We start from the raw sequence: 25,846 nt of genomic DNA, 5'->3' as shown, positions 1-25,846 counted from the left end.
TGAGATGATTGCAATACAAGAGAGGATGAACACATAAGTTGCATCCTGCATAATAAAAATAACTACTACCATCACGACGTATGGTAGTAGTAGGTCTTTGATCGATAAATCCTTTGTCATGTCGAAGTACGTTTTATCTCATTTTTTTGGGGAGTTTGCTGGGCATTGGGCCGAACAGGGTGTAACACACTGGAACCGGCAGCGACTTTTTGGCAATCAGTAAATGAAAGAGTTTTCATATTGATATTCCTTATGTCATTGTTGTTGGCCTAACCAAAACGACTACATAAACTGGCTAGTCAGCTTCTTAGAGTATAGGCACAGCTTCCGCCTTTGCTCGTTCATCATCGAATTACGTGCAATTACGGCGACGCAGTTCTGATGAATCAGGTGTGCTTTCAGACCTATCATATATGATAATTTTCATATAACACAACATAAGTCTATTAAGCTCTGGTTAATAAATTTACCACCAAGACCAGAAAAGTGAAATGAAATTTTTCATATAACTTTAATTTAATGTTAATTTATTTGTTGGTTTCACTTTTTTTACTTGAAAATCTTAATATTAACCAAAAAACTAAACTTTAAATTTTGCCATTTCTTTTTCCAGTTGGTGGGTCAATGCCGTAATGCTGTCGGTTGCCTGATGGGCATGGTGCGAGACCTGTGCAGTCTGGCTGGCGGTATCTGAGATGGTCACAACGCGCTGAGCGGTGTCTTCTCCGGCTGCCAGCTGCTCTTTGGCTGCCTGCGCAATCTGGTCGCTCATTTGCGATATGGCACTGAGCGACTCAGCGACCCGTTTCAGTGCACCGCTGGCCTCACTCGACATAGTCACGGTTTTTTCACTGGTGGCGATGCTCAGTGTGACCGACGCCTTGGCTTCTTGCGTTGCGGATTGCAGATTACCAATCATAGTGTGAATTTCTTCCGTGCTGGTTTGTGTGCGTTGTGCCAGCTGCCTGACTTCATCGGCCACAACGGCGAAGCCGCGCCCTTGTTCACCCGCTCGGGCAGCCTCAATCGCGGCATTCAGCGCCAGCAGATTGGTCTGCTCAGCAATGCTTTGGATCACACTCAGTACATTGGCAATGTTTTTTACTTCTTCATCCAGCACCTGGATATTATTGCCGGCACTGTCAATTTGCTGTTCCAACAAGGCAATCGCTTCTGATGCCTTGGTCGTCAGCTTATCGGCGCTTTGTCCCTGGGACTCGGCTTGTTGTACAGACTCAGCAGCCTGCTCGGCATGCTCTACGACAGTCTGAGCGGAGGCCGTGAGCTCGGTAATGGCCGAGGCGACCATCTGAGTTTCTTCGCTCAGGCTCCGGGTGAGTGATTCCAGTTCATTCGAGCGTGCTTCGCCATTGTGGCTTTGCTCGTTCAATGAATCACTGACCGACTTGAGCCCGCCAACCACGCCTTTGAGACCCTGCTGCATGTATTCCATTCCCGCCAGAATACTGTCTGGTTTTGCGTTATCACTGTGGATCTTTGATGTCAGGTTACCACGGGATACATCCTGAACAATCAGCAACACGTCATCCAGCTCTGCGCCCAGTTTATTAGACAGCGACAGTCCAAAGCGAGTTAATGCGAAGGTCAGTGCAACGGCAATGAGTAAAGATAAAGATGCCAACCAGATTGCCGTATCCCAATAGCGTTCGTCGACCTCCTGATAACTGATCCCGGTGCCGACATACCAGCCGAACAAAGGGGTTTTTTGCACTACCGACGTCATGGCGGCTACGCTGCCGTTACGCTCTGATGTCCAGTTGTAGGTAATAATGCGGTTCGTCTGTGAGCCGACCAGGCGCTCTACCATGCGACCAATGCTGTTGCCACTGGCATCTTTGAAGTCGTTAAAACTCGTATTGTGAAGGTGGGGGTCATGGGGAGCGGCAATAAAGTTAAGCTTGCTGTCGACCACATACACATATTCGGAGTCGTGATATTTATTTTCCCTGAGGATTTGCGAGGCCAGGGTTTTCGCTTGTGCCTCAGTCAGGTCACCGCTGCGCACGAACCCTTCAAACTGCAACACGATATTGGCGGTGCTTTTCATCAGCTGATTGATGCGCGCAATATTATCAGTTTCGCTCGCGTGTCTGAGAGATTGCAGCCCAACGATCGCAACCAGGATGAGCGCGATAAAAATGGAGGCTGCAAATAGAATGATTTTTGTTCTTAAAGTGAATGATGAAAACACGTGATGCCCCTGTAGCAGAACCTGACTTAATGATTTAACACGAAAACCTTATTGTGAAAAGCTGAAAAGCATCACTAAGCCCGGAATTTTAGATGATTTTTCCTCACTATAGGGGGTGACAGCGTTTTACCTTGCATTAATTATGTTAACTTCGTCCTCAGTGAGTAAACGGTACTCTCCGGCAGCCAGTTGGCTATCCAGTTCGATGCCTGCGACGTTCTCACGGTGTAGCTCCACAACCTTATTACCCACCGCGGCCAGCATGCGTTTTACCTGATGATACTTACCCTCACAAATGGATAACCGCAGTGCATACTTATCCAGCTGCTCCGCTATGGCGGGCTGAGTGAGGTTTTTTTCGTTGTGCAGGGCCACCCCCTGGCGCAGCTGCTCAAGGGCTTCTTCGCTGAGCGCTTCTTGTGTTTCAACCAGATAAGTTTTGTACTTTTGTTTCTTCGGCGAGGTAATTTGATGAGACCAGTCGCCGTCATTGGTAATCAAAACCAGCCCGGTGGTATCTAAGTCTAGTCGCCCTGCAACATGAAAATCTTTTAAGTTGGGCTCGTCTAAAAGCTCGAAAACGGTGGGGTGCAGGTCGTCCTGATTGGCACACACGTAACCGGTCGGTTTGTTCAGCATATAGTAACGTTTACCCAGGTAAACCAGCTGTACTCCCTCCCATTCGACTGTATCACTTTGTTGGATCGTATGGTCGGCTTTGCTGACTTGTTCGCCGTTGACAACGGCCAGACCTTTTTTGATCCCAATTTTGACTTTACTGCGTGGCAGCTCACTGGTGTGGCTGACAAACTTATCTAAACGGCAGGGGAATTTCATAGTAGTTACTCTGTTAATTTGGATGCGACCCGCCGGTTGCTGCGGGAGAGCTGAGATCAGCTCAGAAACGCGACATTATATGCTAGTTCTTGCGGTAGATCTCGGGTTCCAGATCATAGGGATGTACACTGAGATTTAGCGGTTCGTCACCGCACACACTGTGCAGCGCATTCAACAGGGTGTCGCTCAGTAGTTGCTTCTGTGCCAGGCTGCGGCCTGCAATGATATGCGCCTGTACATGAATAAAGCCCTGATGTGGCCCTCCCAACTGATAATTGGCGTAGGCAATGGCCCGGGTTTTGATAGTTGCTGGGTCAAACAGCTGGGTGCGCTCTGCGCCCTGATGGACAGCCTGAATCAGTTGAGCAATCGGTATATTCAGGTTCTCTGAATGTTCAATGATGAGATGAGGCATGGTATCACATGATAATTATCGCTAAGATGGCAATATGATATGAATCTTTTCTTGCACTGCCAAGTGATTAGTCAGGCAATCAGGCATTCAGGCATTCCTGACAGGCGCCTTGAGTATGGCAGGCAGTTATACGGATAACAGGATAGTATGCTGGCGATATTTAAATCTAAACCGCTACTGGATGAGGCTCAGGCTCAGCAGTTAATCGCATTGTTTGGCTGGGCGGTGGAGCACTTTGATGTGGATTTCTTTCTTAAACACACACGCATTGTTGAGCCTACCGTGCAAGATTTCCCGGATCAGGTTAGCAGCGTAGAACAGATGGCACACACCGTTTTTGCTCGGGTGCGTGATTATGCCGGGTTGCAGCATTGGCCAATTGCACTGCTGCCACCTCAACAAATGCCGATGCAGCAGAATTTCCCCAGTTTTACGTTAAGTGGGGGGCTACGCGGTGAACATGTTTCCGTGCTACAGCAGCCAGCATTGCCGATTGCGTTGTCGTATAACCCCAACCAGATTAATCAGCCACAGGATATGGTTGCAAGTTTAGCGGGCTCCCTGGCTATGATATTAATACATCAGGTAGGTAAGTTACCGCCAGGAGGTCAGGAACACTTGCCTGTTGCAGCCGATGTGCTGGCCGTGTTCATGGGCTTTGGAGTGATGTTAAGCAACAGCGCCTATCACTTCAGAGGTGGGTGCGGCTCCTGTTATAACGCCTACGCTAACCGGCAAGCCGCGCTCAGTGAGGCTGAAACGGTGTTTGTACATGCCCTGGTGTGCTATTTTAAGCCCCAATACCAAGGTGCAAAACACCTTAAACCACACCTTAAAAGCTTGTATAAGAAGGCCCAAAAGCAATTGCGGGGGATCATCAAATCGTCCCCGGACCCGGTTTTACTGGCACTCGAGGAGCGCAGCCGTGTCGCCTTACCTGGATGAGTTTATTTTGATAGCGCTGGCACACTTTTTTGCCGTCGCGAGTCCCGGGCCCGACTTTGCCATCGTCCTCAAGCAAAGTATTAGCCACGGCCGGCGCAACGCGCTGATGACAAGCGCCGGGGTCGGGTTGGGGATTTTGGTGCATGTAACCTATTGCCTGCTCGGCGTCGCATTGGTGTTATCGCAATCACCAGAGCTGTTTAATGCCTTTAAATATCTGGCGGGGGCTTATCTGGCCTATATGGGGATCCAGGCACTGCGCGCAAGCGCAGCACCGACCGCGCCACAGTCCGCAGAAGCAGAGCCGCTCACTCAGGAGAGTGGAATGAAAGCGCTGCGCCGTGGCTTTTTGGTCAATGCTTTGAACCCAAAAGCCACCTTGTTTTTCCTCTCGCTGTTTACTTTGGTAATTGATCCCGGCACGCCGCAGTCCGTACAACTTTTCTACGGATTGTATATGGCGCTGGCCACCTGGATATGGTTTTCATCCCTGTCACTGGTGCTGAGCAAAGCGGCGGTTCGGCGCTTTTTTCAGCGTGCCGGACATTGGTTTGATCGCGGGATCGGCGTGATTTTGCTTCTGCTGGCGCTCAGGTTGGTTTTGTAACGTTGGGAGAAGACATGGCATCAAGAGCATTACTGAATTTTGCCTTTGGTTCAAATTTAACCCCAGCGCGCCTGAAGGCGCGTTTGCCACACGCTCAATTGCTGGGCACGGCTCATTTACCTGGCTACACACTGGGTTTTCGCCACCTCGGCCAGGATGGCTCGGCCAAATGTTCTATTGAACCTGATAGCCGGGCAGACGCGCAGGTACATGGTGTGCTCTATGCGTTAACTGAGCAAGAAATGGCGCAGCTGGATAAGATTGAAGGCGAAGGTTATCAGCGCCAGCGCGTCGAGGTAGTGCGTGCCTGCGGCACCTTAACTGTGGCGCACTGCTATATCACACAACAACTTCATAACGACCTGCTGCCGTTTTCCTGGTATCTGGAGCACGTGCTGCGGGGCGTTCAACATCATCAATTTCCCGCAGCGTATCAGCAGCTGCTTGCACAGCAGCCGTGTATCCTGGACCTGGATTACCTCAGAACCCGGCGGGAGCTGTCTATTTATCAATAAGGAAGAGCATTACACATGAAGTACCAATTTGGCAAAGGCCTGATCGCAGCCGCGTTCTTGTCTGTGAGTAGTACCCCGGCATTGGCGCAGCAGCAAGTGCCTGGCGTGAATGTTGCAGATGTCGAGCGAGCGGTGGCTGAGGCCATGGAGACATTCCATATTCCGGGCATTGCACTGGCCGTGGTCGAGCGTGGCCAGGTGGTGCTGAGCAAGGGATTTGGTGTGCGCCATATTGACCATCAGGATAAGGTCGATGCAGATACCCTGTTCGGTATTGCCTCTAACAGTAAGGCATTTACGGCGACGGCGCTGGCTATGCTGGTGGATGAAGGTAAGTTGAGCTGGGATGATAAAGTGATTAAACATATCCCTGAGTTTCGGCTGGCCGATCCCTACGCCACACGTGAAATGACCATCCGGGATTTACTGAGCCATCGCAGTGGGCTGGGCAAAGGTGCTGGCGATCTGATGATCTGGCCAGATACGGATAAAAGCATAGATCAGTTGCTCGAAGGGATTGCACATTTACCGACAAACAGCAGCTTTCGCAGCGAATATGCGTACAACAACCTGATGTTTGTGGTCGCAGGCGAAGTGGTACACAGAGTAACAGGGCAGGACTGGCGCACTTTCGTCGAGCAGCGTATGTTCAAGCCTCTGGGTATGCAGACATCCAAAGCCGGGTTTGCCCGGATCCCTAAGCAGAATAAAAACTGGGCGACTGGCAGTATTTACTGGGAAGGGCAGCTGACGCCCTTTTTCGTCGACTATCTGGAAGATTTTCGCGGTGCCGGCGCGATTGCGTCGAGCGCAAATGATATGAGCCGCTGGCTACTCACTCAGCTGTCTCAGGGGCAAACGCCTGATGGTAAACGTTTATTCAGCGGCGCACAGCAAGCCCAGATGTGGCTGCCGCACATTATGCGCAAGCCCAGCAGTGAGGGCAAAAGAAACTACCAGCAACAATTCAGGGGCTATGGCCTGGGCTGGGCCATTGAAGATTATTTTGGTCATAAAAAAGTGGGACACGGCGGCGGGATCCTGGGCATGGTCTCTCAGGTTGCCATGATACCGGGCAAAGAGCTTGGCGTGGTGGTCTTGTCTAATCAGCAGGTCTACCCGGCTTTGACCGCTATCATTAATGAAGTGTTTGAAGACGCACTGGGCCTGCCAGAGCGGGACTGGGTAAAAGAAACCGCTGAGCGCTATTATGCCAAACGCGCAGAGACCTATCGCGAAGCAGGCGTGGTGAAAGTCGACAACCCGCAACCGGCGCTGGCCGATCAGGTATATACGGGTACTCTGATCAGCCCCTGGTATGGTGAGGTGATTGTCGAAGAGCTGGATGGCCAGTTGCATATCGACTTTACCCACACAGCGATGCTGAAAGGGAAGCTGGTGCATCACAGTGGCAATACCTTTGTCGTTCAGTGGCAGCAACCTATGCTGGAAGCCGATGCTTATATCCAGTTTACTTTGTCCCCCTCGCAACAGGTTGAAGCTGCCAGCATGTCCTGGGTGAACCCGGATATCACGGACTTCAGTTTTGATTTTCATAATCTGCAACTGCGGGCGAAGCCGCTGCCCGAAAGCTAAGTCTCAGCTTACACCAAAGTATCAGAGCTGCTCTGACGTTGCTCTGATACACTCAGATTATCATTCAACGAAGGATTGATTTTGCTATGCGTACGGCCCTGATCACACACCCGCTTTGTCGTAGACATAAAATGATTGCGGATCATCCGGAGTGCCCAGAGCGGCTGGACGCGATTTCCGATCGCATCCTGGCGTCTGGTCTGGATGTGGCCATTGAGTATAAAACAGCACCTAAGGCGACAGTAGAAGACATCGCACGGGTACACGACCAGGCACATATCAATCGTGTATTTGAGGCATTGCCCGAGTCTGGGTTGGCTGAGCTGGACGGTGATACCTGGTTGTGTCCGGATTCCATGAAAGCCATTGAGCGCGCTGTGGGAGCCGGGCTTTTGGCCGTTGATGAGGTGCTTGCAGGTAAGCTGGACGCGGCTTTTTGTTCCGTGCGCCCGCCCGGTCATCATGCCAACCAGCATAGTTCGTCGGGGTTTTGTGTATTCAATAATCTGGCCATTGCGGTCGCTTATGCGAAACAACAGGGGGTGGAGCGTATCGCGGTGCTGGACATAGATGTTCATCATGGCAATGGCACGCAGGATATCGTCCGCGACGACCCTCAGGTGCTGTTCTGCTCTTTGTTTCAATACCCTTTTTATCCGAATACGGCGATTGAGAATACCGACTCAGTGTTAAATTCCCCGTTGCCTGCGGGCAGTGACGGACGCGACTTTCGGGCGCTGGTTGAACAACAGTGGTTGCCCAGACTCGAGGTGTTTGCTCCTCAGCTGATCTTTATCAGCGCCGGATTTGATGCCCACCTGGAGGATGATATGGGGGGCCTGAGCTTTGTTGAGCAGGATTATATCTGGTTTACCGAGCAAGTGATCGCCCTGGCCAAAGCGCAATCTTGCAGGGGGATCATTTCCTACCTTGAAGGCGGTTACGACTTGTCATCGCTTGGCCGTAGTGTGGAATGCCATATCCGCGCGCTGGCAGAAGCCTAGACACCTTGAGGTTGCTCTTCAGCGAATATCCTCTAACAGCTTAAAAGCATCCTCTACGCTACATTCACTGAGTTTGGAGACACAACACTGGCCTTCCTGCACTAAGGTTTGTTGCACTAAACGGGTGAGTGCATCGGCCGGCAAGGGCGTTACCGCTTGCCCTGAGCGGGTTAGATAACGGCCGTCAGAATAGATGCAGATCCCCTCGTCAGGGCCCGCATAATGGCACATTTCAGTTAGTTCATCTTCACTGCGGACATAAGCGAGACTTTGGTCTAACCATAATAGGAACGGGTAGGACTTTATTGTCATTATTTGTTCTTGGTCAAGGTTGTTTAAATTGTCTCCATTATACTCGATTAGATTGGCTGAAAGCGAGGCTGTGCTTATGATGGGCGATACACGTCAACTGCAAATTAAAGATGTTTACTCTCACAACCTATTGTGTTGTGACTACACCACGCGTTTATACGACGCGCTGAGTCTGATGCGAGAGCGGCGAGTCAGTTCAATATTTATTGAGCAGGACGGTAAAATTGTCGGGATCTGGACGGAATCCGACTGCGTGAGTCTGGACTTTGAACACAGTGGTCTGGCACAGACCGCCATTGGCAACATCATGAATGCGCCGGTGCATGATATTCTAATCAACCAAACGCTCAGTGAAGCCACCATCAAGTTTCATCAATTGGGGATCCGCCATCTGCTGGTGAAAGATGCCCATAATCAGCCGCAGGGGGTTGTGTCTCTGTCTGATATTGTGCGCAATCAGGGATTGGACCATTACCTGCACTTTCGGCCTATTGAAGATCATTTCGAATCTCAGATCAGCACCTTAGATGCTGAGGCCTGTATTTCCGAAGCCATTCATGCGATGCGCCGAGACAGAACCACAGCGGTACTGGTGTACAATCAAGCGCTGGCTGAATACGGCATTATCACACAGCGGGATGTGGCTTATGTGATCCTCAACCAGGACTGGCGTATGCCCTGCTGGGAGCTGGCCAGTTATCCCATGGAGTCCATGACACCCAAAGACAGCCTGTTTGATGCTTACCGCCTGATGACGGCCCGCTCCATTCGCCATCTGGTGATCCGCGAACCCGGTTCAGATGCGGTGATGGGCCTACTGGCGCTAAAAAATGTGCTGACAGAAATTGAAACGGCCTATTGTAGCGAGCTGGAAAAAGTCCTTGCACAGCGAGACCTGGCACTGCAAAAATCAGAAAAAAATCTCTATCTGGCGAACCGGATCATCGACGCGTCACTCGACGGCATTATGATCACCCGCGCCAATGGCGAGATCATCCAGATCAACCCTGCATTTAGCGCGTTAACGGGCTATCAGGATTATGAGGTACTGGGTAAAAACCCCAGTATTCTTAGCTCAGGTGTGCATGGCCAGGATTACTACGAGCGCATGTGGAAGGAGTTGCGCCATAAAGGCGTCTGGCAGGGGGAGATCTGCAATAAGCGTAAAAATGGCGAAGTCTATGTTGAATGGCTGACCATTATTGAGATCAATGAACCCTATAGCGATGATGTGCTTTATGCGGCCATTTTTAGCGACATTACCGAACGTAAAAATGCCGAGGAAAAAATTGCCCGGCTGGCCTATTTTGATGAATTAACCGGACTGCCCAATCGCCGCCTGTTCTACGACAGATTGTCTATGGCACTGGCCTCGGCGCAGCGAGATAAGCATAAGCTCAGCGTGATGTTCATTGACCTGGACCGTTTTAAAGAGGTCAATGACACCTTAGGTCACAGTGCCGGGGATAAGCTGCTCAGTCAGGTAAGTGAGCGGATCAAGGCCATCCTTAAGCCGGGCGATACGCTTGCGCGGCTCGGCGGCGATGAGTTTGTGGTGCTGCTCACCGAAGTGGAGCAGATGGACGACGTGGTCAGCTTTGCCGATCAGGTGCTCAGTGAGCTCAGCGTGCCCTTTGCGCTGGGGGAGCTGAATGTCGCGGCCACAGCATCGCTGGGGGCAGCCATCTATCCGGAGGACGGCCTTGACAGTGAAAGCTTGCTCAAACATGCGGATGTTGCCATGTATCGCTCCAAAGAGTTGGGGCGTAATTCATTTCAGTTGTATAAAGCCTCGATGAACGCCCGCTCATTAGAGCGACTGTCGATGCTAAGCCGCTTTCAAAGTGCACTGGAAGGGGGCGAATTTGAACTGCATTATCAACCACTGCGCTGTCTGACCAGTGGCCGGATCATGAGTGTAGAATGTTTGCTGCGCTGGCAAGATCCCAACCTGGGCACCATCTCGCCAGCTCAGTTTATCCCGCTGGCCGAAGAACTGGGATTGATTGTGAAGGTCGATCAGTGGGTGATCAACGAAGCCTGCCGACAAATGGCACAATGGCTGAAAGAGGGACTGGATATACGCCGCATTGCCATTAATATTTCGGCCAGCCATCTTAGCCAGGGCGATCTGGTAATGACCATGGCCAAAGCGCTGGAACAGCATAACCTGGACGGTCGTTATGTGGAGCTGGAGCTGACCGAAACCAGCTTTGTCAGTAACTTGCACGATGCCAAGGTGCTGCTCAAGAAACTTAAGAATCTGGGCGTCTCGATTGCGCTGGACGATTTTGGCACGGGCTATTCGGCGCTGAGTTATCTGACCAAGCTGCCCATTGATATTCTAAAAATCGATGCCAGCTTTATCGCTAAAATTCCCGATGAATATGGTAACAGCGAGATTGTCACGGCGATTGTGGCAATGGCTAAGGCGCTTAATCTACATGTGGTGGCGGAAGGGGTCGAAAAATCCGTGCAGCAAAAGTTTTTGCAAAAGCTGGGGTGCCATACCATGCAGGGCTATCATTATTGCCGCCCATTACCTCAGTCTGACTGGCTGAATTTTTATCGCTCACAGCGGGGGCTTGAAGCTGCCCCGCTGCAGCGTCTGGCAGGCGGGCGCTAAGCGCCCGTCAGTGTCATCTAGTCGAGGCTGACCGAGACTTCGTAAGAGGTGAACTTACGGATATTGATAACCCCGGTATCAAAGATCAGATACTGACCTTTAATGCCTTGCAATATACCACTGACCACCGGCTCCTTATCAAAGTTAAAGGAGCTGATCTTGCTCGGATAGCTGGTAACCGGGAAGGTCAGGTCGACCACTTCTTCATCCAGGCGCTCAATCGCCGTGGCACCAAACAGCTCCGCCAGTTCATCCAGCTTAGCCTGGATCTGTGGAATAAGCTCTGCTGCGGATGCTTTGAGGTCCAGTTCAGGGTTAATGCCTTTAAGCATATTGCGCCAGTTGGTTTTATCGGCAATAAACTGTGCCAATGCCACTTCCACTAAACCAGACTGTAAACGGGTCTGGACCTTGAAAATAGGCACTGCCTGTGTAGCACCTTGATCTATCCAGCGGGTTGGGATCTGAGTGTGGCGAGTAATGCCAACCTTGAGTCCTGAGGTATTCGCCAGATAGACATAATGCGGGATCATACAGTGGGTTTCACCCCACTCAGGTTCACGGCAGGTGCCCTGATCATAGTGGCAGGTTTCAGGTTTCATGATGCACATGTCGCAGCTGGCCAGCTTTTTCATGCACACAAAACAGTGGCCCTGAGAGTAACTTTTCTTGGTTTTTTTACCACAGTTACAGCAGAAGATATTACCACTGAAAGTCAGGGTAATGGGTTTGCCAATTAATTCATTGAGTGGCAATAGTTCATCACCCAACGGCAGGTGATATTGAACAGACGCGCCCTGAGCTGTGCCCAGTGTCGCCTGCATTTTACGCAGTGTACCTTGCATCTTTACGCCCCTAAAGATGATGTTAAACGGCGATCCTAACAAAGCCGGTTTAAGAGGTGAAGCGTAATCGTCGGGGAGGCTTTATTAAAACTGGTAGCCCACATTAAACCAGGCATAGCCCTCGGTTTCTGAATCCTCCGTTGCGGCAAAAAAACTGCCACTGTCTTCTCTTCTGGCCCCGGCACTCAATCCAAATACCCAACCACTATTGTTAACACCCTGCGTATAGTAATTGTAAGTGACTGAGACAAAGCCTTTCTCGCTGGTCAAGACCTCAGAGCCGAACATAGCACCCACAGTGTGGTGATTGCTCTGACCAATAATGCGTTGATAACCGAGGGCAGCACCAAACAGACCCAGTGAGCCAAAAAAGCGATTTTTGCCATTATTGACGCTGTACTGTGCGCCCAACACTCCGCCGTATTGGTAGCCTGTGCCGACTGTGAGCGAGTTGTCTGCTAAAGCGTGAGTGGACAGTGTCAGGCAGGCCAATATAGGCAATAAACTACGCGATTTCATAGATCTTCCTTTCATTATTGTTGTTTATGGGGTGTTATTCTGGGGCTAGGGTAGAGGCAAGTGCCTAAATATACAACAGATAAGTGCGGCAGTTTACAAATTATAACGTATTGGCTGGTCAGAGATTGATGAGGCAGCGGCCCAGCGTAATACTGAGCCGCTGTATAAGTCGTACTTATTGCTCGCGAGCAATGGCGCGATAGGCGATATCGGTACGGAATTCAACACCGTCCCAGTTTATCTCCTGCACCAGCGCATACGCGCGCTTTTGTGCTTCTGTTACTGTGTGACCTAAAGCCGTGGCACACAATACACGACCGCCTGCGGTAACCACAGCGTCACCGTCTTGCTTGGTGCCTGCATGGAAAACTTTTTCACCTTCCGGGTAAGCAACACGCAGTCCAGAGATGGCATCGCCTTTTGGATAGCTGCCAGGATAGCCCTTAGCTGCCAGCACCACACCCACAGCGGCGCGAGGATCAAACTGAATGTCAGTCTGGTCCAGCTCCTGACGGTTTGCCGCTTCAATCAGGGTAACCAGATCTGATTGCAAACGTAGCATGATAGGTTGCGTTTCAGGATCACCAAAGCGACAGTTGTACTCAATCACTTTCGGTGTACCGTCTGCGGCAATCATCAGGCCAGCATACAAAAAGCCGGTGTAAGGATGGCCTTCAGCTGCCATACCTTCCACGGTCGGGGTGATCACTTCATCCATAATACGCTGGTGGATATCTGCGGTCACAACCGGGGCAGGAGAGTAGGCACCCATGCCACCTGTGTTCGGGCCTTCATCGCCATTGTAAGCACGCTTGTGGTCCTGACTGGTGGCGAATGGCAATACGTTCTTACCATCAACCATCACGATGAACGAGGCTTCCTCACCTTCAAGGAACTCCTCAATCACCACGCGGCTACCGGCGTCACCAAATGCATTACCGGCCAGCATATCGCGAATGGCCTCTTCGGCTTCGGCTTCGGTCATTGCCACGATCACGCCTTTACCGGCAGCCAGACCATCTGCTTTTACTACGATGGGTGCGCCTTGTGCTTTCACGTAAGCCAGCGCAGGCTCAATTTCTTCAAAGGTCTGATAGGCTGCCGTCGGGATCTGATGGCGTGCTAAAAAGTCCTTAGTAAAAGACTTAGAGCCTTCCAGCTGAGCGGCGCCCTGGGTCGGACCGAAAATAGCCAGGCCAGCTTCACGGAAGCGGTCTACTACGCCGATCACCAGTGGCGCCTCAGGGCCAACAATGGTCAACTCAACTTTGTTTTCTTTGGCAAAAGCCAATAGTGCATCTATGTCTTCCACACCAATGGCGACATTTTGCAATTTTGGCTCAAGCGCCGTGCCTGCGTTACCCGGGGCAACAAAGACCGTTTTTACAGATGGGTTTTGTGCAGCCTTGAACGCCAGAGCGTGTTCACGGCCGCCGCTGCCAATGACGAGTATATTCATGGCAATTGATTCCTATTAAAGCTTTTTGAATTTCAGGGTCATTCGATCGCTTTCCCCGATGGCCTTGTACTGCTCGGCCTTTTCGTCACCCAGAGCTAAACGTGGTGGTAAAGTCCACACGCCTTTCGGGTGGTTGGCACTGTCCAACGGGTTGGCGTTGATTTCACTGCTTGCAACTAATTCGAATCCAGCCTGTTTAGCGAGGTCGATGACGTAGCTTTGCTTCATATAACCAGAACGTTGCTGGTCTTTATCATCGCGGTGCTCAGGTAAGCGGTGCTCTACCACACCCAGAATGCCACCAGGCTTCAGTGCTTTGTTAAATGACTGAAATGCCGACAGCACACCTTCGTCACCCTGGCGCATATACCAGTTGTGCACGTTACGGAAAGTCAGAACCATATCGGCGCTGCCCGCAGGTGCAATATTGGTGTGCGTGCCAGGTGCAAACTCGGTGATCTTGACTTCACTGAAGCGTGCATCGTCTGCCACTTTCTGTTTAAAGCCATCCAGTGAGCGCTTGAAGTAACCTTCACTGTTCGCCGGGAAATGTGCTGCGTAGAGTGTGCCCTGGCCTTTAACAACGGGTGCCAGAATTTCACTGTACCAGCCGCCACCCGGGGCAATTTCAACTACCGTCATATTTGGCTGTAAGCCAAAAAACGCCAGGGTTTGCTCTGGGTTACGATACTGGTCACGTGCACGGTTATCCGTTTTGCGTTCTGCGCTGGCAACCGCCGAGGTGATCTCGCTGGATGCGCCGCTGTCTGTGGTGCTGTTACAGCCACTCAGGGCGGTCAGAATACCTGCTGCGATGATAGATTTAATGGCAAATTTCATAGTCAGTTCCTTCACTGTCATTATTGTGATTGTCTTTGACTCACAATACTGGAAATTAGCGCAAACAAAAAGCGCGAAACGGTGAAGGTTTCGCGCTCATCGATTAGTGACGGAAGTGACGCATGCCGGTGAAGACCATGGCCATGCCCGCTTCGTCGGCGGCGGCAATGACTTCTTCATCGCGCATTGAGCCGCCAGGCTGGATCACCGCAGTGATCCCGGCTTCGGCTGCGGCATCGATGCCATCGCGGAACGGGAAGAAGGCATCGGAGGCCATCACAGAGCCTTTGACTTCGAGGTTTTCATCGGCGGCTTTGATACCGGCAATTTTCGCAGAGTACACGCGGCTCATCTGGCCGGCGCCCACACCTATGGTCATGCCATCGCGGGCATACACAATGGCATTGGATTTAACGAACTTAGCGACTTTCCAGCAGAACATCAGATCTTTGAGCTCCTGCTCGGTTGGCTGGCGCTTAGACACGACTTTCAGGTCGTTCGCCTGCACCATGCCCTGGTCACGGTCCTGAATTAGAACGCCACCATTGACACGCTTGATGTCGACACCGGTTGTTGCCGTTTGCCATTCACCACATTCCAGTAAACGCACGTTCTTTTTCGCTGCGACAATTTGTGCCGCCGCATCAGAGATCTTAGGCGCAATGATCACCTCAACGAACTGACGTGAGATGATGGCTTCTGCCGTATCTGCGTCCAGCTCACGGTTGAAGGCAATAATGCCACCAAATGCTGAGGTCGGATCGGTTTTGAATGCGCGGTCATAGGCGCTCAGGATGTCTTTATCTTCTGCTACGCCACACGGGTTGGCATGCTTGACTATCACACAGGCAGGCTCTGAGAAGCTCTTGACACATTCAAGGGCCGCATCGGTATCTGCGATGTTGTTGTAAGACAGTGCTTTACCCTGAATTTGTTTCGCAGTCGCCACTGAGGCTTCTTCAATGTCGTTCTCAACGTAGAAGGCTGCGTCCTGATGCGAGTTTTCACCGTAGCGCATATCCTGCTTCTTGGTGAACTGCATATTGATGGTGCGTGGAAATTTACTTTCTTCAGCGGCTTCTTCGGTGTAGTCCGGGACCATTTTACCGAAGTAGTTTGCTATCATACCGTCGTACTGTGCGGTGTGCTCATAGGCTGCGATGGCCAGATCAAAGCGCGTTTTGTATTCAGTTGAACCATTATTCGCTTTCATCTCGTTGATAACACGGTCATAGTCGGCTGCATTCACAACGATGGTCACATCTTTATGGTTTTTCGCCGCAGCGCGCACCATAGTCGGGCCGCCGATGTCGATGTTCTCAATCGCATCTTCCAGTGAGCAGTCAGCTTTTGCAACAGTTTGTGCAAAGGGGTATAAGTTGACTACCACCATATCAATGGCTGAGATGTTGTTGTCTGCCATCACGCCTTCGTCCTGACCGCGACGGGCCAGAATACCACCGTGGATTTTCGGGTGTAGGGTTTTGACCCGGCCGTCCATGATCTCCGGGTGACCAGTGTGGTCAGATACTTCAGTAACAGGAATGCCATTTTCGGCGATAAGTTTACAGGTGCCGCCTGTTGATAAGAGTTCAACGCCTTGCTCGCTCAGGGCGCGGGCAAATTCAACGATACCGGTTTTGTCAGACACGCTCAGCAGCGCGCGACGAATTGGACGATGTATATCCATGATGGTTCAGGTTTCCTCAATGATAAGTTAAGGGCTAGCTTAGAAGGGCTGTATTTTAGCTTAACTTGGCTCAGAAAACGATTGAAAATGCGTGAGTGAGATTGAGAAAAACAAAGGTTGCTTTTCGCTGTCCTTGTTTAATGGCTGGTAAGTGTTTTGTTTGCGGCAACAATCTGCGAGCAAGTAGGGAAACAAAAAAAGCACCCTAAGGTGCTTTTTTCAATGTAGACAGGAAGCGATTAGTTCATGCCGTACTTTTTCAGTTTCTTACGCAGTGTACCACGGTTGATACCCAGTAAGATGGCAGCACGAGTTTGGTTACCACGTGTGTAAGTCATTACTTCTTCAAGTAGTGGTGCTTCAAGCTCAGAAAGAACCAACTCATAAACGTCTTGTACGTCCTGACCGTTAAGCTGTTTTAGGTAGTGGTGTACAGCTTTTTTCACTGCATCGCGAAGTGGTTGCGGTTTCTCTTGTGACTGAACATGAGCGTTAGTGATAAATGGAGAAGTCACATTTTGTTCGAACATCTTTATGTCTCTTTCTTAGTTAGCTGCTAGTGTTTCAAAATAGTGTTCTAATGTCTCGACCTGCGCATTGGCATCGTCCAGAGCATTGAATACTCGCCTAAATTGACCATCTTGGTCATGGGCCTGCAAATACCAGGACACATGTTTGCGTGCGATGCGTACACCCATTGGCATACCGTAGAAATGATGGAGATTCACCAGGTGTTCCATCAAAATGCTGCGTACCTCGGATAACTCCGGGGCTGCAAGCGTTTCTCCAGTACGCAAGTAATGGTCTATCTCCCGGAAAATCCAGGGACGACCTTGGGCAGCTCGACCAATCATGATGGCATCTGCGCCCGTATAATCCAGTACCTGTTTGGCCTTTTGTGGAGAGTCGATGTCTCCGTTTGCCACTACAGGAATGCCAACCGCTGCTTTGATCGCTTTGATCGTGGCATATTCGGCGTTGCCTTTATACATACATGCACGGGTGCGCCCATGTACGGCCAAAGAAGCAATGCCATTACGCTCGGCAATGCGAGCAATCTCAATGCCATTGCGATTTTCCGGATCCCATCCTGTGCGGATTTTCAAAGTGACCGGGACATCGACTGCGTTGACCACAGCCTGAACTATCTCTTCCACCAGTTCCGGGTATTGCAATAGCGCTGAGCCTGCCAGCTTTTTATTCACTTTCTTCGCGGGGCAGCCCATATTAATATCTATGATCTGCGCGCCATTACTGACATTGAACTGCGCCGCCTGCGCCATCAACTCAGGATCTGCTCCGGCGATTTGCACGGAACGAATACCCGACTCACCGCTGTGATCCATGCGGTTCATTGATTTATCGGTTTTCCATACCTTTGGATTTGAAGACAACATTTCTGACACCGCCAGTCCGGCCCCTAAGCGCCGACACAATTGTCTGAAAGGTCTGTCGGTGATCCCCGCCATTGGCGCGACCATTAAGTTGTTTTCAAGTTGGTAAGGACCAATACGCACTGCTGTTCAATCCGCCTCTTTTCAAGGGGCGCTAAGTTTACGGTTTTTTTTGCAAAAATCAAAGGCTATAAATTGAACATAAGTGCTTTTTTTTTGAGCTTGACGGGTTGACTTTTTATAACAAACTGACTGAAGGTCAGAATTGTTTTAAATTTAACCGTTTGTCATTTCAAAGCGAGCAAGAAGGGACTGTAAAAAATGCGTAAAGCCTGTTAATTAAGGGCTTTACGCGTGATAAGGCACTAACCTTTTTTGCCGCTCACTCGGGTCCATTCACCCTCCTGAGCAATGGCCTCAAGTGTCAGGAAAGGGGCGTAGACATCGGCTACCGACTGCGCCTGTTCTTCCAGTATGCCCGACATGGCGATTTCGCCGCCTGGTTTAAGGAAACCGAGGATCACCTCATGCAACTCTCTGAGCGGCTGTGCCAGAATATTGGCTACGACTATGTCAGCAGAAAACTCCGGCTGATTCTCAGGTAGGTACACTTCTAATTGGTCGGCCACGCCATTGCGCGCGGCATTATCGCGACTGGCAACCAGTGCTTGTGGATCGATGTCGATACCGATCACCCGCTCTGCGCCCAGTTTGATCGCCGCGATCCCCAGGATCCCGGAGCCGCAGCCAAAGTCGACCACGGTTTTACCGCTCAAGTCTTGCTGTTCCAGCCATTTCAGGCACAGTGCTGTGGTGGCATGGGTGCCCGTGCCGAAAGCCAGTCCTGGATCGAGTAATACATTGACGGCATCCGGATCGGGTACGTCACGCCAGCTGGGGCAGATCCACAAACGCTCACCAAATTTGATCGGGTGGAAGTTATCCATCCACTCGCGTTCCCAGTCTTTGTCTTCGAGCTGCTCCAGCTTGTATTTAAGTGGGGCATCACTGGCGGTCTTCAGATAGTCTACAACCGCCTGCATATCGTGGTTGGCCTCAAACAAGCCAATCACTATGGTTTGTGGCCAAAGCAGCACTTCACCGGGCTTAGGCTCATAGATGGGGTTGTTTTGTCCGTCGATATATGTGACAGACGGGCAGCCGATCTCCATCAGCAGATCGCTGTAATGGTCGGCGCTGTTTTTGTCGGCATCAATGCGGATCTGGATCCAAGCCATAAGTTGTTACCTATTTATAATTCGGGTCTATCGATCCCAGAGTAAACTAAAAAGGCCGCAAATGCGGCCTTTGATGATTTTGAATGGGCGCTTAGCCTTTCACATCCAGGAAGCTCTTCAGTAAGTCAGAGCGTGATGGATGGCGCAGCTTACGCAAAGCCTTTGCTTCAATCTGACGAATACGCTCACGGGTTACGTCAAACTGTTTACCCACTTCTTCCAGCGTGTGGTCGGTATTCATGTCGATACCAAAACGCATACGCAGTACTTTGGCTTCACGGGCCGTCAGGCCAGCAAGTACTTCGTTGGTCGCGCCGCGCAGGCTTTCCATTGTCGCTGAATCCACCGGCGATTCAATCGTGGTGTCTTCGATGAAATCACCCAGATGCGAATCTTCATCATCACCGATTGGCGTCTCCATGGAGATTGGCTCTTTGGCAATTTTCAGCACTTTACGGATCTTGTCTTCTGGCATCATCATGCGCTCAGCCAGCTCTTCCGGGCTTGGCTCACGACCCATTTCCTGTAGCATCTGACGAGAGATACGATTCAACTTATTGATCGTCTCAATCATGTGCACCGGAATACGGATAGTACGTGCCTGGTCAGCGATAGAGCGGGTGATAGCCTGACGGATCCACCAGGTTGCATAAGTCGAGAACTTATAACCACGGCGGTATTCGAATTTATCAACGGCTTTCATCAGGCCAATGTTACCTTCCTGGATCAGATCCAGGAATTGCAGGCCACGGTTGGTGTACTTTTTCGCAATTGAAATAACCAGACGTAAGTTGGCTTCAACCATTTCTTTCTTCGCACGGCGGGCCTTGGCTTCACCAATGCTCATACGACGGTTGATGTCTTTAATACGCTCAATGCTCAGGCCTGTGCTTTCTTCGATGGCGCTCAGCTTGTTCACACAACGTTCGATTTCTGGTTTTACTTCAGCTAATTTTGCAGAGTGCTTATCACCTGCTGCAATTTCAGCATCGACCCAGGCCATATCCGTTTCATTGTTTGCAAAGTGCTTGATGAAGGTTTTCTTCGGTAGCTTTGCAATCTGTACCGCTTGCTTCATGATGATACGTTCCTGAACACGAACGCGGTCCATCATGTCACGCATGTTGTTAACCATGCGGTCAAACTGTTTTGGCACAAGTTTAAATTTACGGAACAGCTCGCCGATTTCGGCAATCGCTGCTTGTGAATCCGGGTGTGCACGGCCTTTTACTTCAAAACACTTACGTGCATTGATGTAAAGGGTTCTTAATTCTTCGAAGTGCTCGCGCGCAATTTCAGGATCCGGACCCGTATCTGCGTCGTCCGAATCATCGTCGTCTTCATCGCCATCATCGTCTTCATCGTCGAGGTCTTCTTCACTGAGCTCAGAACCAATGTGAGTCGCTGAAATAGGGGCTTCATCGTCTTCTAACGAGTCGAAGAAACCAGAGACGATGTCGCTCAGGCGCATCTCTTCGGCTTCGTATTTGTCCCATTGTTCAAGCAAGTAAGTAATGGCTTCAGGGTACTCGGCAACCGAGATCTGTACCTGATTAATTCCCTCTTCGATGCGTTTGGCGATCTGAATTTCACCTTCGCGCGTCAGCAGCTCAACCGTACCCATTTCACGCATATACATGCGCACTGGGTCTGTGGTTCTGCCGATCTCTTTTTCTACCGTTGCCAATGCGGCAGCCGCGGCTTCGGCTGCATCCTCGTCGGTCGTGGTTTCCTGCATCATCAGTTCATCGGCATCCGGTGCAGACTCTGCTACCTGGATACCCATATCATTGATCATGCTAATGATATCTTCTACTTGATCCGAATCTATGATGTCTTGTGGAAGGTGATCGTTAACTTCTGCAAAAGTTAAGTAACCTTGCTCTTTACCTTTCTGAATCAGAAGTTTGAGTTGTGACTGAGGAGTTTGATCCATAGAGATTATTGCTTCCACTCTGATAAAGTTGTTACAACGGGCGTCAGCTAAAAACCACACTATTTTGGTTGACGCAGTGAATAGAACATTATAACAGCAAAAATTATTTTTGACCAGTTCTTCGCGCACCTAACGCTTGAGTCAGGAGTGCGCATTCAAGCCGTTCATCGCTGTTTAAGCCCTCGGTTTTGTCTTTTATTAATAAGGTCTCAAGGCGCAAATTTAAACACTGATCTTCAATAAACTGAAAAGTATTTTTAAATTCATCGATGAGCTTTTCTTCATCTATATTATGCTGCCAGGTTGCCAGCTTGTTCAGGGCCGAATATTCAGGCGTATCCCTGAATGCTTCAAGGATGTGCGCCGTGGTGTAATCGGGTCGAGATAAACAGGTGGCCTGTAATGTCAGGAACAGGCGCATACCCGGTAAGGGTAGCTCAGCCAGCTCAGGTAGATGCTCTACCACCGATGCCAGGCTCGGGTGCTGCAACAGCAGACCAATGGCTCGACGCATGGGCGTGACTTTAAACTTACGCTCAATGGTATGCTGCTTTCGCGGCGTTGCCAGTTTGGCACTCAGTTGCTCTCGGGTACGGCCGATCAGGCGTGCTAGCGTGCTTAGCAACGACTCCTGATAATATTCGCTGGGCACTTTTTCGATCAGCGGCAGTGCCTCACTGAGCAGTTTGGCTTTGCCGGCATCCGTGGTTAAGTCGCATTGTTCCGACAGCCGGGAAAACAGCACTTTACTATAGTCTTCGGCGTCTTTTAGTCGCTGCTCAAACGCGTCTTTGCCTTCTTTTTGTACTAAGGAATCCGGGTCTTCACCATCAGGCAGAAACACAAAGCGCAGTGATTTGCCGTCTTTCAGATTGGGCAGGGCGTGCTCCAGCGCGCGCCAGGCGGCATCTTTACCGGCCCGGTCGCCATCATAACAACAAATAACCTGATCGGTGTTACGGAACAAGGTCTGCATATGTTCTGCTGTGGTGGCTGTACCCAGTGCAGCAACCGCATAATCGATGCCATACTCACTGAGGGCTACAACATCCATATAACCTTCGACTATCAACACTTGCGCCAGCTGGCGGTGAGCCTGTTTGGCTTCATAGAAGCCGTATAGCTCAAAGCTCTTATGGAAAATTCTAGTTTCCGGCGAGTTGAGATATTTAGGGCCCTGATCTTGCCCCATGACTCGGCCACCGAAGGCGATCACCCGACCGCGCTTATCGCGAATTGGGAACATCAGTCGGTCGCGGAAAAAGTCGAACTGACGGCCCGGTGATTTTTCTGTTGCCAGTTTCAATTCAACCAACTGCTGGCGTTGCGCCGGGTTGCGCGCCAGCGTGCGGATCAACTGATCCCACTCGGGCGGCGCAAAGCCCATTTGAAATTTATCTATGGTTTGCTGGGATAAACCACGCCCAGCAATATAGGCTTTAACCTCTGCGGATTTCTGATGCTGATTAAGTCGCTGCTGATAAAAGCGCGCGGTTTGCTGCATCAGATCGTAGTCGGATTTTTTTTCTTCAAAGCTACGTTGTGGCCCGCCGAGGCCTTGTTCTCTGGGGATCTCCAGGCTGAATTGACCGGCCAGTTCTTCGATGGCGTCGACAAATTCCAGCTTGTCGTATTCCATTAAAAATGAAATCGCGTTGCCGTTAGCACCACAGCCAAAACAGTGGTAAAACTGCTTGTCACGAGAGACGGTGAAAGAGGGGGATTTCTCGTTATGAAAAGGGCAGCAGGCCTGATAATCTTTGCCGGCTTTTTTCAGACCGATACGGTTATCGATTAATTCAACGATGTCGGTTCTGGCCAACAAGTCGTCGATAAATTGTCTTGGAATTTTTCCTGCCATTTTTACCCTATCGCTTAGACGAAGAAACCGAGCGCTAGGCTCGGTTTACTCATAATCATACTTGATGCGGGGCTTATGCGCTAAGTTTCTGTTTGATTAAACCTGAAACTTTACCCATATCAGCGCGACCTTCAGCTTTTGCTTTAATCACGCCCATTACTTTGCCCATGTCCTGCATGCCAGCGGCGCCGGTATCGGCAATTGCAGAATCGATCAATGTTGCTATCTCTTCTTCACTCAAAGGTTGAGGTAAGAAGGACTCCAGCACAGTGATCTCACCAGCTTCTACGTCGGCTAAGTCTTCGCGGCCAGCGTCTTTATACTGAGTATAAGAATCGCGGCGTTGCTTTACCAGCTTCACTAAAACGGAGGTAATACCTGCGTCGTCCAGTGTCGTTTGGTTGTCGATTTCTCGTTGCTTAACTTCAGCAAGGGCAGCACGAATAGCGGTAAGACGAGGTTTGTCTTTGGCTTTCATTGCTGCTTTTTGCGCGTCTTTTAACGTAGCTAACAGGCTCATATGCAAGACTCGCAGCGATTAGTATAATTTAACGCGACGTGCGTTTTCGCGAGAAAGCTTTTTCATGTGACGCTTAACAGCAGCCGCTTTCTTACGCTTACGCTCAGCTGTTGGCTTTTCATAGTGCTCGCGACGACGAACTTCTGAAAGGATACCTGCTTTTTCACATGAACGCTTGAAACGACGAAGTGCTACGTCAAACGGTTCGTTCTCTCTTACTTTAATTACTGGCATTAAAAATTCACCTACCTAATTAGTGAGCTTTGCTCTAACCGACCAAAAAACGGTCAATTGGTTCAAAAATGGTGCGGTATTGTAAGCCGAAGCATCACCGCATGTAAAGACCAAATTATAGTTAAAATTACCGCAACTGTCATGCTCGAGACCAGATGCGCGACCGGGCGCGAGCATTTATACTAAACTGCCCATTATTTCAGCTATTTAGCCTTGCTGTACGGTGACCATTAAGCGCGTTGATAGAGTCGGCAGCACACTTGCCCGGCGAGTTTTTCTTTTAATAGGGTCCAGTTTGCAGGGAATTCTGGGGTATTTTCGCGTTCAAACTCGACATAAATCAGGGCGTCTTCGCTGAGCCATTGATTGGCCTCAAGTAACGTACAGCTGGTTTGCACCATATCGCGCCGAAATGGCGGGTCAACAAACACTAAGTCGAATTGCTGGGGAGCCTGAACAGCCAGTTTAGCTAAGGTATCGCCTTGCTCGACCTGGGCATTGTCTAATTTAAGCGTTGCGATATTGTCTTGCAGCTGCTGCGCTACCTGTTTGTCAAATTCAAAAAACACACCACTGTGGGCAAACCGTGACAAGGCCTCAAAGCCAAGGCTGCCGGAACCGGCAAAGCAGTCCAGTACCTTGGCATCTCTGACATCCTGCATCAGCCAGTTGAACACGGTTTCCTTTACTCTGTCGGTGGTTGGTCTGAGCCCTTCAACATCTTTAACGGGCAACTTACGCCCGCGAAATCGACCACTGATCAAACGAATATGCCCGGATACCGGCTTTTTTGACTGCTGCTTTCTCATTTTTTACCCACTACACGCAAATGACAGCTTCCAGTATACCGCATTCAGGGTAAGGTGGAGCAAGGTTTATTGCTGCGCCTGGGTGCGATCCGCGCAGATATCATTAAGCTGTGATTTTTCATCCTATTGGAACATGGTACACTGTCGGGCAATAATGACAGAGCTTGTTATCAGCCATGTACATGGCCTGTCAGGTCTTCCACCACAGCGCCTGTGCGCATGGATCATCTGCGCCAATAAGTTCTCACTAATTTGATTGCACACTAAAACGGTATTTAGCGAGTTATGGGTAAAAAGAGCAAAATTCTATCCTGGTTAGGGTTCGGAAAGTCAGATAAAAAACAGCAAGAAGCTGAACGAGAAGCCGCTCGCTTAGCCGAGGAACAGGCGAAGCGTGAAGAAGCCGAGCGTTTAGCAAAAGAGCAGGCAGAGCGTGAAGAAGCCGAGCGTTTAGCAAAAGAGCAGGCCGAGCGTGAAGAAGCAGCGCGTTTAGCCAAAGAGCAGGCAGAGCGTGAAGAAGCCGCGCGTTTAGCCAAAGAGCAAGCAGGACGTGAAGAAGCCGAGCGTGTAGCCAAAGCGCAGGCAGAGCGTGAAGAAGCGGAGCGTTTAGCCAAAGAGCAGGCAGCACGTGAAGAAACCGAGCGTTTGGCAAAAGAGCAGGCAGCACGTGAAGAAGCAGCACGTTTAGCCAAAGAACAGGCAGAACGTGAAGAAGCCGCGCGTTTAGCCAAAGAGCAAGCAGAGCGTGAAGAAGCCGAGCGTTTAGCTAAAGAGCAGGCAGAACGTGAAGAAGCCGAGCGTTTAGCCAAAGAGCAGGCAGAACGTGAAGAAGCCGCGCGTGTAGCCAAAGAGCAGGCAGGACGCGAAGAAGCCGAACGTGTAGCCAAAGAGCAGGCAGAACGCGAAGAAGCCGGGCGTTTAGCCAAAGAGCAGGCTGAACGTGAAGAAACCGCACGTTTAGCCAAAGAGCAGGCAGTACGTGAAGAAGCCGCGCGTTTAGCCAAAGAACAGGCCGAGCGTGAAGAAGCCGAACGTTTAGCCAAAGAACAGGCCGAGCGTGAAGAAGCCGCACGTTTAGCCAAAGAGCAAGCAGAGCGTGAAGAAGCTGAGCGTTTAGCCAAAGAGCAGGCAGCACGTGAAGAAGCTGCACGTTTAGCCAAAGAGCAAGCAGAGCGTTTAGCCAAAGAGCAGGCAGCACGTGAAGAAGCTGAGCGTTTAGCCAAAGAGCAAGCTGCACGGGAAGAAGCCGAGCGTCTGGCAAAAGAGCAGGCAGAGCGTGAAGAAGCCGAGCGTTTGGCCAAAGAAAAGGCAGAGCGTGAAGAAGCCGAGCGTTTGGCCAAAGAGCAAGCAGCACGTGAAGAAGCCGAGCGTCTGGCAAAAGAGCAGGCAGAGCGTGAAGAAGCCGAGCGTCTGGCCAAAGAAAAGGCAGAGC

At 50.5% G+C, this 25,846-nt stretch carries 23 protein-coding genes and 1 pseudogene; 7 read left to right on the top strand and 17 right to left on the bottom strand.

The features are described 5' to 3' along the window. Positions 1 to 580: 580 nt before the first annotated feature. From TW77_RS07220 to TW77_RS07210, 3 genes are all read right to left on the bottom strand, one after another. The gene (locus tag TW77_RS07220; RefSeq protein ID WP_046004305.1) at positions 581 to 2,212 is read right to left on the bottom strand and encodes a methyl-accepting chemotaxis protein; all 1,632 of its coding nucleotides are present in this window, start codon (positions 2,210 to 2,212) and stop codon (positions 581 to 583) included. 126 nt (positions 2,213 to 2,338) lie between these two features. Continuing rightward, positions 2,339 to 3,049: a pseudouridine synthase gene (locus tag TW77_RS07215; RefSeq protein ID WP_046004304.1), complete on the bottom strand. Its 711-nt coding sequence runs from the start codon at positions 3,047 to 3,049 to the stop codon at positions 2,339 to 2,341. A gap of 82 nt (positions 3,050 to 3,131) precedes the next feature. Continuing rightward, entirely contained in the window at positions 3,132 to 3,464 is a 333-nt protein-coding gene (locus TW77_RS07210) for a 5-carboxymethyl-2-hydroxymuconate Delta-isomerase (RefSeq protein ID WP_046004303.1), read from the bottom strand. Between the two features lie 147 nt (positions 3,465 to 3,611). Between TW77_RS07210 and TW77_RS25630 the strand changes: the two genes are divergently transcribed. From TW77_RS25630 to TW77_RS07185, 5 genes are all read left to right on the top strand, one after another. Beyond that, positions 3,612 to 4,409: a hypothetical protein gene (locus TW77_RS25630; protein WP_046004302.1), complete on the top strand. Its 798-nt coding sequence runs from the start codon at positions 3,612 to 3,614 to the stop codon at positions 4,407 to 4,409. Next, on the top strand, positions 4,390 to 5,016 hold the full coding sequence (locus tag TW77_RS07200; RefSeq protein WP_046004301.1) for a LysE family transporter: 627 nt from the start codon (positions 4,390 to 4,392) through the stop codon (positions 5,014 to 5,016). Before TW77_RS25630 ends, TW77_RS07200 begins: the two co-directional genes overlap by 20 nt. 14 nt (positions 5,017 to 5,030) lie before the next feature. Beyond that, positions 5,031 to 5,531 carry a gamma-glutamylcyclotransferase family protein gene (locus TW77_RS07195; protein WP_046004300.1) on the top strand — a complete coding sequence of 167 codons (501 nt, stop codon included), beginning with the start codon at positions 5,031 to 5,033 and terminating at the stop codon, positions 5,529 to 5,531. Between the two features lie 15 nt (positions 5,532 to 5,546). Further along, positions 5,547 to 7,127, top strand: coding sequence for a serine hydrolase (locus tag TW77_RS07190; protein WP_046004299.1), 1,581 nt, complete (start codon positions 5,547 to 5,549; stop codon positions 7,125 to 7,127). 86 nt (positions 7,128 to 7,213) lie between these two features. Next, positions 7,214 to 8,131, top strand: a complete 918-nt coding sequence (locus tag TW77_RS07185) for a histone deacetylase family protein (protein ID WP_046004298.1) — start codon at positions 7,214 to 7,216, stop codon at positions 8,129 to 8,131. An 18-nt stretch (positions 8,132 to 8,149) separates the two neighbouring features. Here TW77_RS07185 and TW77_RS07180 read toward each other — a convergent pair whose 3' ends face one another. After that, complete coding sequence (locus TW77_RS07180) at positions 8,150 to 8,443, bottom strand: hypothetical protein (RefSeq protein ID WP_046004297.1); 294 nt, start codon at positions 8,441 to 8,443, stop codon at positions 8,150 to 8,152. A 76-nt stretch (positions 8,444 to 8,519) separates the two neighbouring features. On the opposite strand from TW77_RS07180, the gene TW77_RS07175 reads away from it, so the two are divergent. Further along, positions 8,520 to 11,069 (top strand): EAL domain-containing protein, encoded by a 2,550-nt coding sequence (locus tag TW77_RS07175; RefSeq protein ID WP_046004296.1) that lies wholly within the window; start codon positions 8,520 to 8,522, stop codon positions 11,067 to 11,069. A 17-nt stretch (positions 11,070 to 11,086) separates the two neighbouring features. Here the strand turns inward: TW77_RS07175 and TW77_RS07170 are convergent, their stop codons facing one another. The 13 genes from TW77_RS07170 to rsmD form a co-directional block, all read right to left on the bottom strand. Next, the gene (locus TW77_RS07170) at positions 11,087 to 11,914 is read right to left on the bottom strand and encodes a DUF2797 domain-containing protein (RefSeq protein WP_046004295.1); all 828 of its coding nucleotides are present in this window, start codon (positions 11,912 to 11,914) and stop codon (positions 11,087 to 11,089) included. A gap of 84 nt (positions 11,915 to 11,998) precedes the next feature. Next, complete coding sequence (locus TW77_RS07165) at positions 11,999 to 12,433, bottom strand: hypothetical protein (protein WP_046004294.1); 435 nt, start codon at positions 12,431 to 12,433, stop codon at positions 11,999 to 12,001. Positions 12,434 to 12,608: 175 nt separating this feature from the next. After that, the gene (purD, locus tag TW77_RS07160) at positions 12,609 to 13,892 is read right to left on the bottom strand and encodes a phosphoribosylamine--glycine ligase (protein WP_046004293.1); all 1,284 of its coding nucleotides are present in this window, start codon (positions 13,890 to 13,892) and stop codon (positions 12,609 to 12,611) included. Between the two features lie 15 nt (positions 13,893 to 13,907). Further along, complete coding sequence (locus TW77_RS07155; RefSeq protein WP_046004292.1) at positions 13,908 to 14,732, bottom strand: class I SAM-dependent methyltransferase; 825 nt, start codon at positions 14,730 to 14,732, stop codon at positions 13,908 to 13,910. A gap of 103 nt (positions 14,733 to 14,835) precedes the next feature. Next, positions 14,836 to 16,422 (bottom strand): bifunctional phosphoribosylaminoimidazolecarboxamide formyltransferase/IMP cyclohydrolase, encoded by a 1,587-nt coding sequence (gene purH, locus TW77_RS07150; protein ID WP_046004291.1) that lies wholly within the window; start codon positions 16,420 to 16,422, stop codon positions 14,836 to 14,838. A 239-nt stretch (positions 16,423 to 16,661) separates the two neighbouring features. Beyond that, complete coding sequence (gene fis, locus TW77_RS07145; RefSeq protein WP_010374122.1) at positions 16,662 to 16,952, bottom strand: DNA-binding transcriptional regulator Fis; 291 nt, start codon at positions 16,950 to 16,952, stop codon at positions 16,662 to 16,664. Positions 16,953 to 16,967: 15 nt separating this feature from the next. Continuing rightward, complete coding sequence (gene dusB, locus TW77_RS07140; protein WP_082078864.1) at positions 16,968 to 17,939, bottom strand: tRNA dihydrouridine synthase DusB; 972 nt, start codon at positions 17,937 to 17,939, stop codon at positions 16,968 to 16,970. A 242-nt stretch (positions 17,940 to 18,181) separates the two neighbouring features. Then, entirely contained in the window at positions 18,182 to 19,054 is an 873-nt protein-coding gene (gene prmA / locus TW77_RS07135; protein ID WP_046004290.1) for a 50S ribosomal protein L11 methyltransferase, read from the bottom strand. 91 nt (positions 19,055 to 19,145) lie between these two features. Further along, positions 19,146 to 20,990, bottom strand: coding sequence for an RNA polymerase sigma factor RpoD (rpoD, locus tag TW77_RS07130; protein WP_046004289.1), 1,845 nt, complete (start codon positions 20,988 to 20,990; stop codon positions 19,146 to 19,148). A gap of 103 nt (positions 20,991 to 21,093) precedes the next feature. Next, on the bottom strand, positions 21,094 to 22,851 hold the full coding sequence (dnaG, locus tag TW77_RS07125; protein WP_046004288.1) for a DNA primase: 1,758 nt from the start codon (positions 22,849 to 22,851) through the stop codon (positions 21,094 to 21,096). A 73-nt stretch (positions 22,852 to 22,924) separates the two neighbouring features. After that, positions 22,925 to 23,371 carry a GatB/YqeY domain-containing protein gene (locus tag TW77_RS07120; RefSeq protein WP_046004287.1) on the bottom strand — a complete coding sequence of 149 codons (447 nt, stop codon included), beginning with the start codon at positions 23,369 to 23,371 and terminating at the stop codon, positions 22,925 to 22,927. Positions 23,372 to 23,389: 18 nt separating this feature from the next. Then, on the bottom strand, positions 23,390 to 23,605 hold the full coding sequence (gene rpsU / locus TW77_RS07115) for a 30S ribosomal protein S21 (protein ID WP_010362466.1): 216 nt from the start codon (positions 23,603 to 23,605) through the stop codon (positions 23,390 to 23,392). A gap of 230 nt (positions 23,606 to 23,835) precedes the next feature. Then, positions 23,836 to 24,414 carry a 16S rRNA (guanine(966)-N(2))-methyltransferase RsmD gene (rsmD, locus tag TW77_RS07110; protein ID WP_046004286.1) on the bottom strand — a complete coding sequence of 193 codons (579 nt, stop codon included), beginning with the start codon at positions 24,412 to 24,414 and terminating at the stop codon, positions 23,836 to 23,838. A 285-nt stretch (positions 24,415 to 24,699) separates the two neighbouring features. Between rsmD and TW77_RS07105 the strand changes: the two are divergent. Continuing rightward, a pseudogene (locus TW77_RS07105) lies at positions 24,700 to 25,846 on the top strand (signal recognition particle-docking protein FtsY); the annotation flags it as partial.

The organism is Pseudoalteromonas rubra, from assembly GCF_000967655.1.
In the GTDB taxonomy this organism is placed as follows: domain Bacteria; phylum Pseudomonadota; class Gammaproteobacteria; order Enterobacterales; family Alteromonadaceae; genus Pseudoalteromonas; species Pseudoalteromonas rubra_A.
This window is presented reverse-complemented; position numbering and strand designations above follow the sequence as displayed.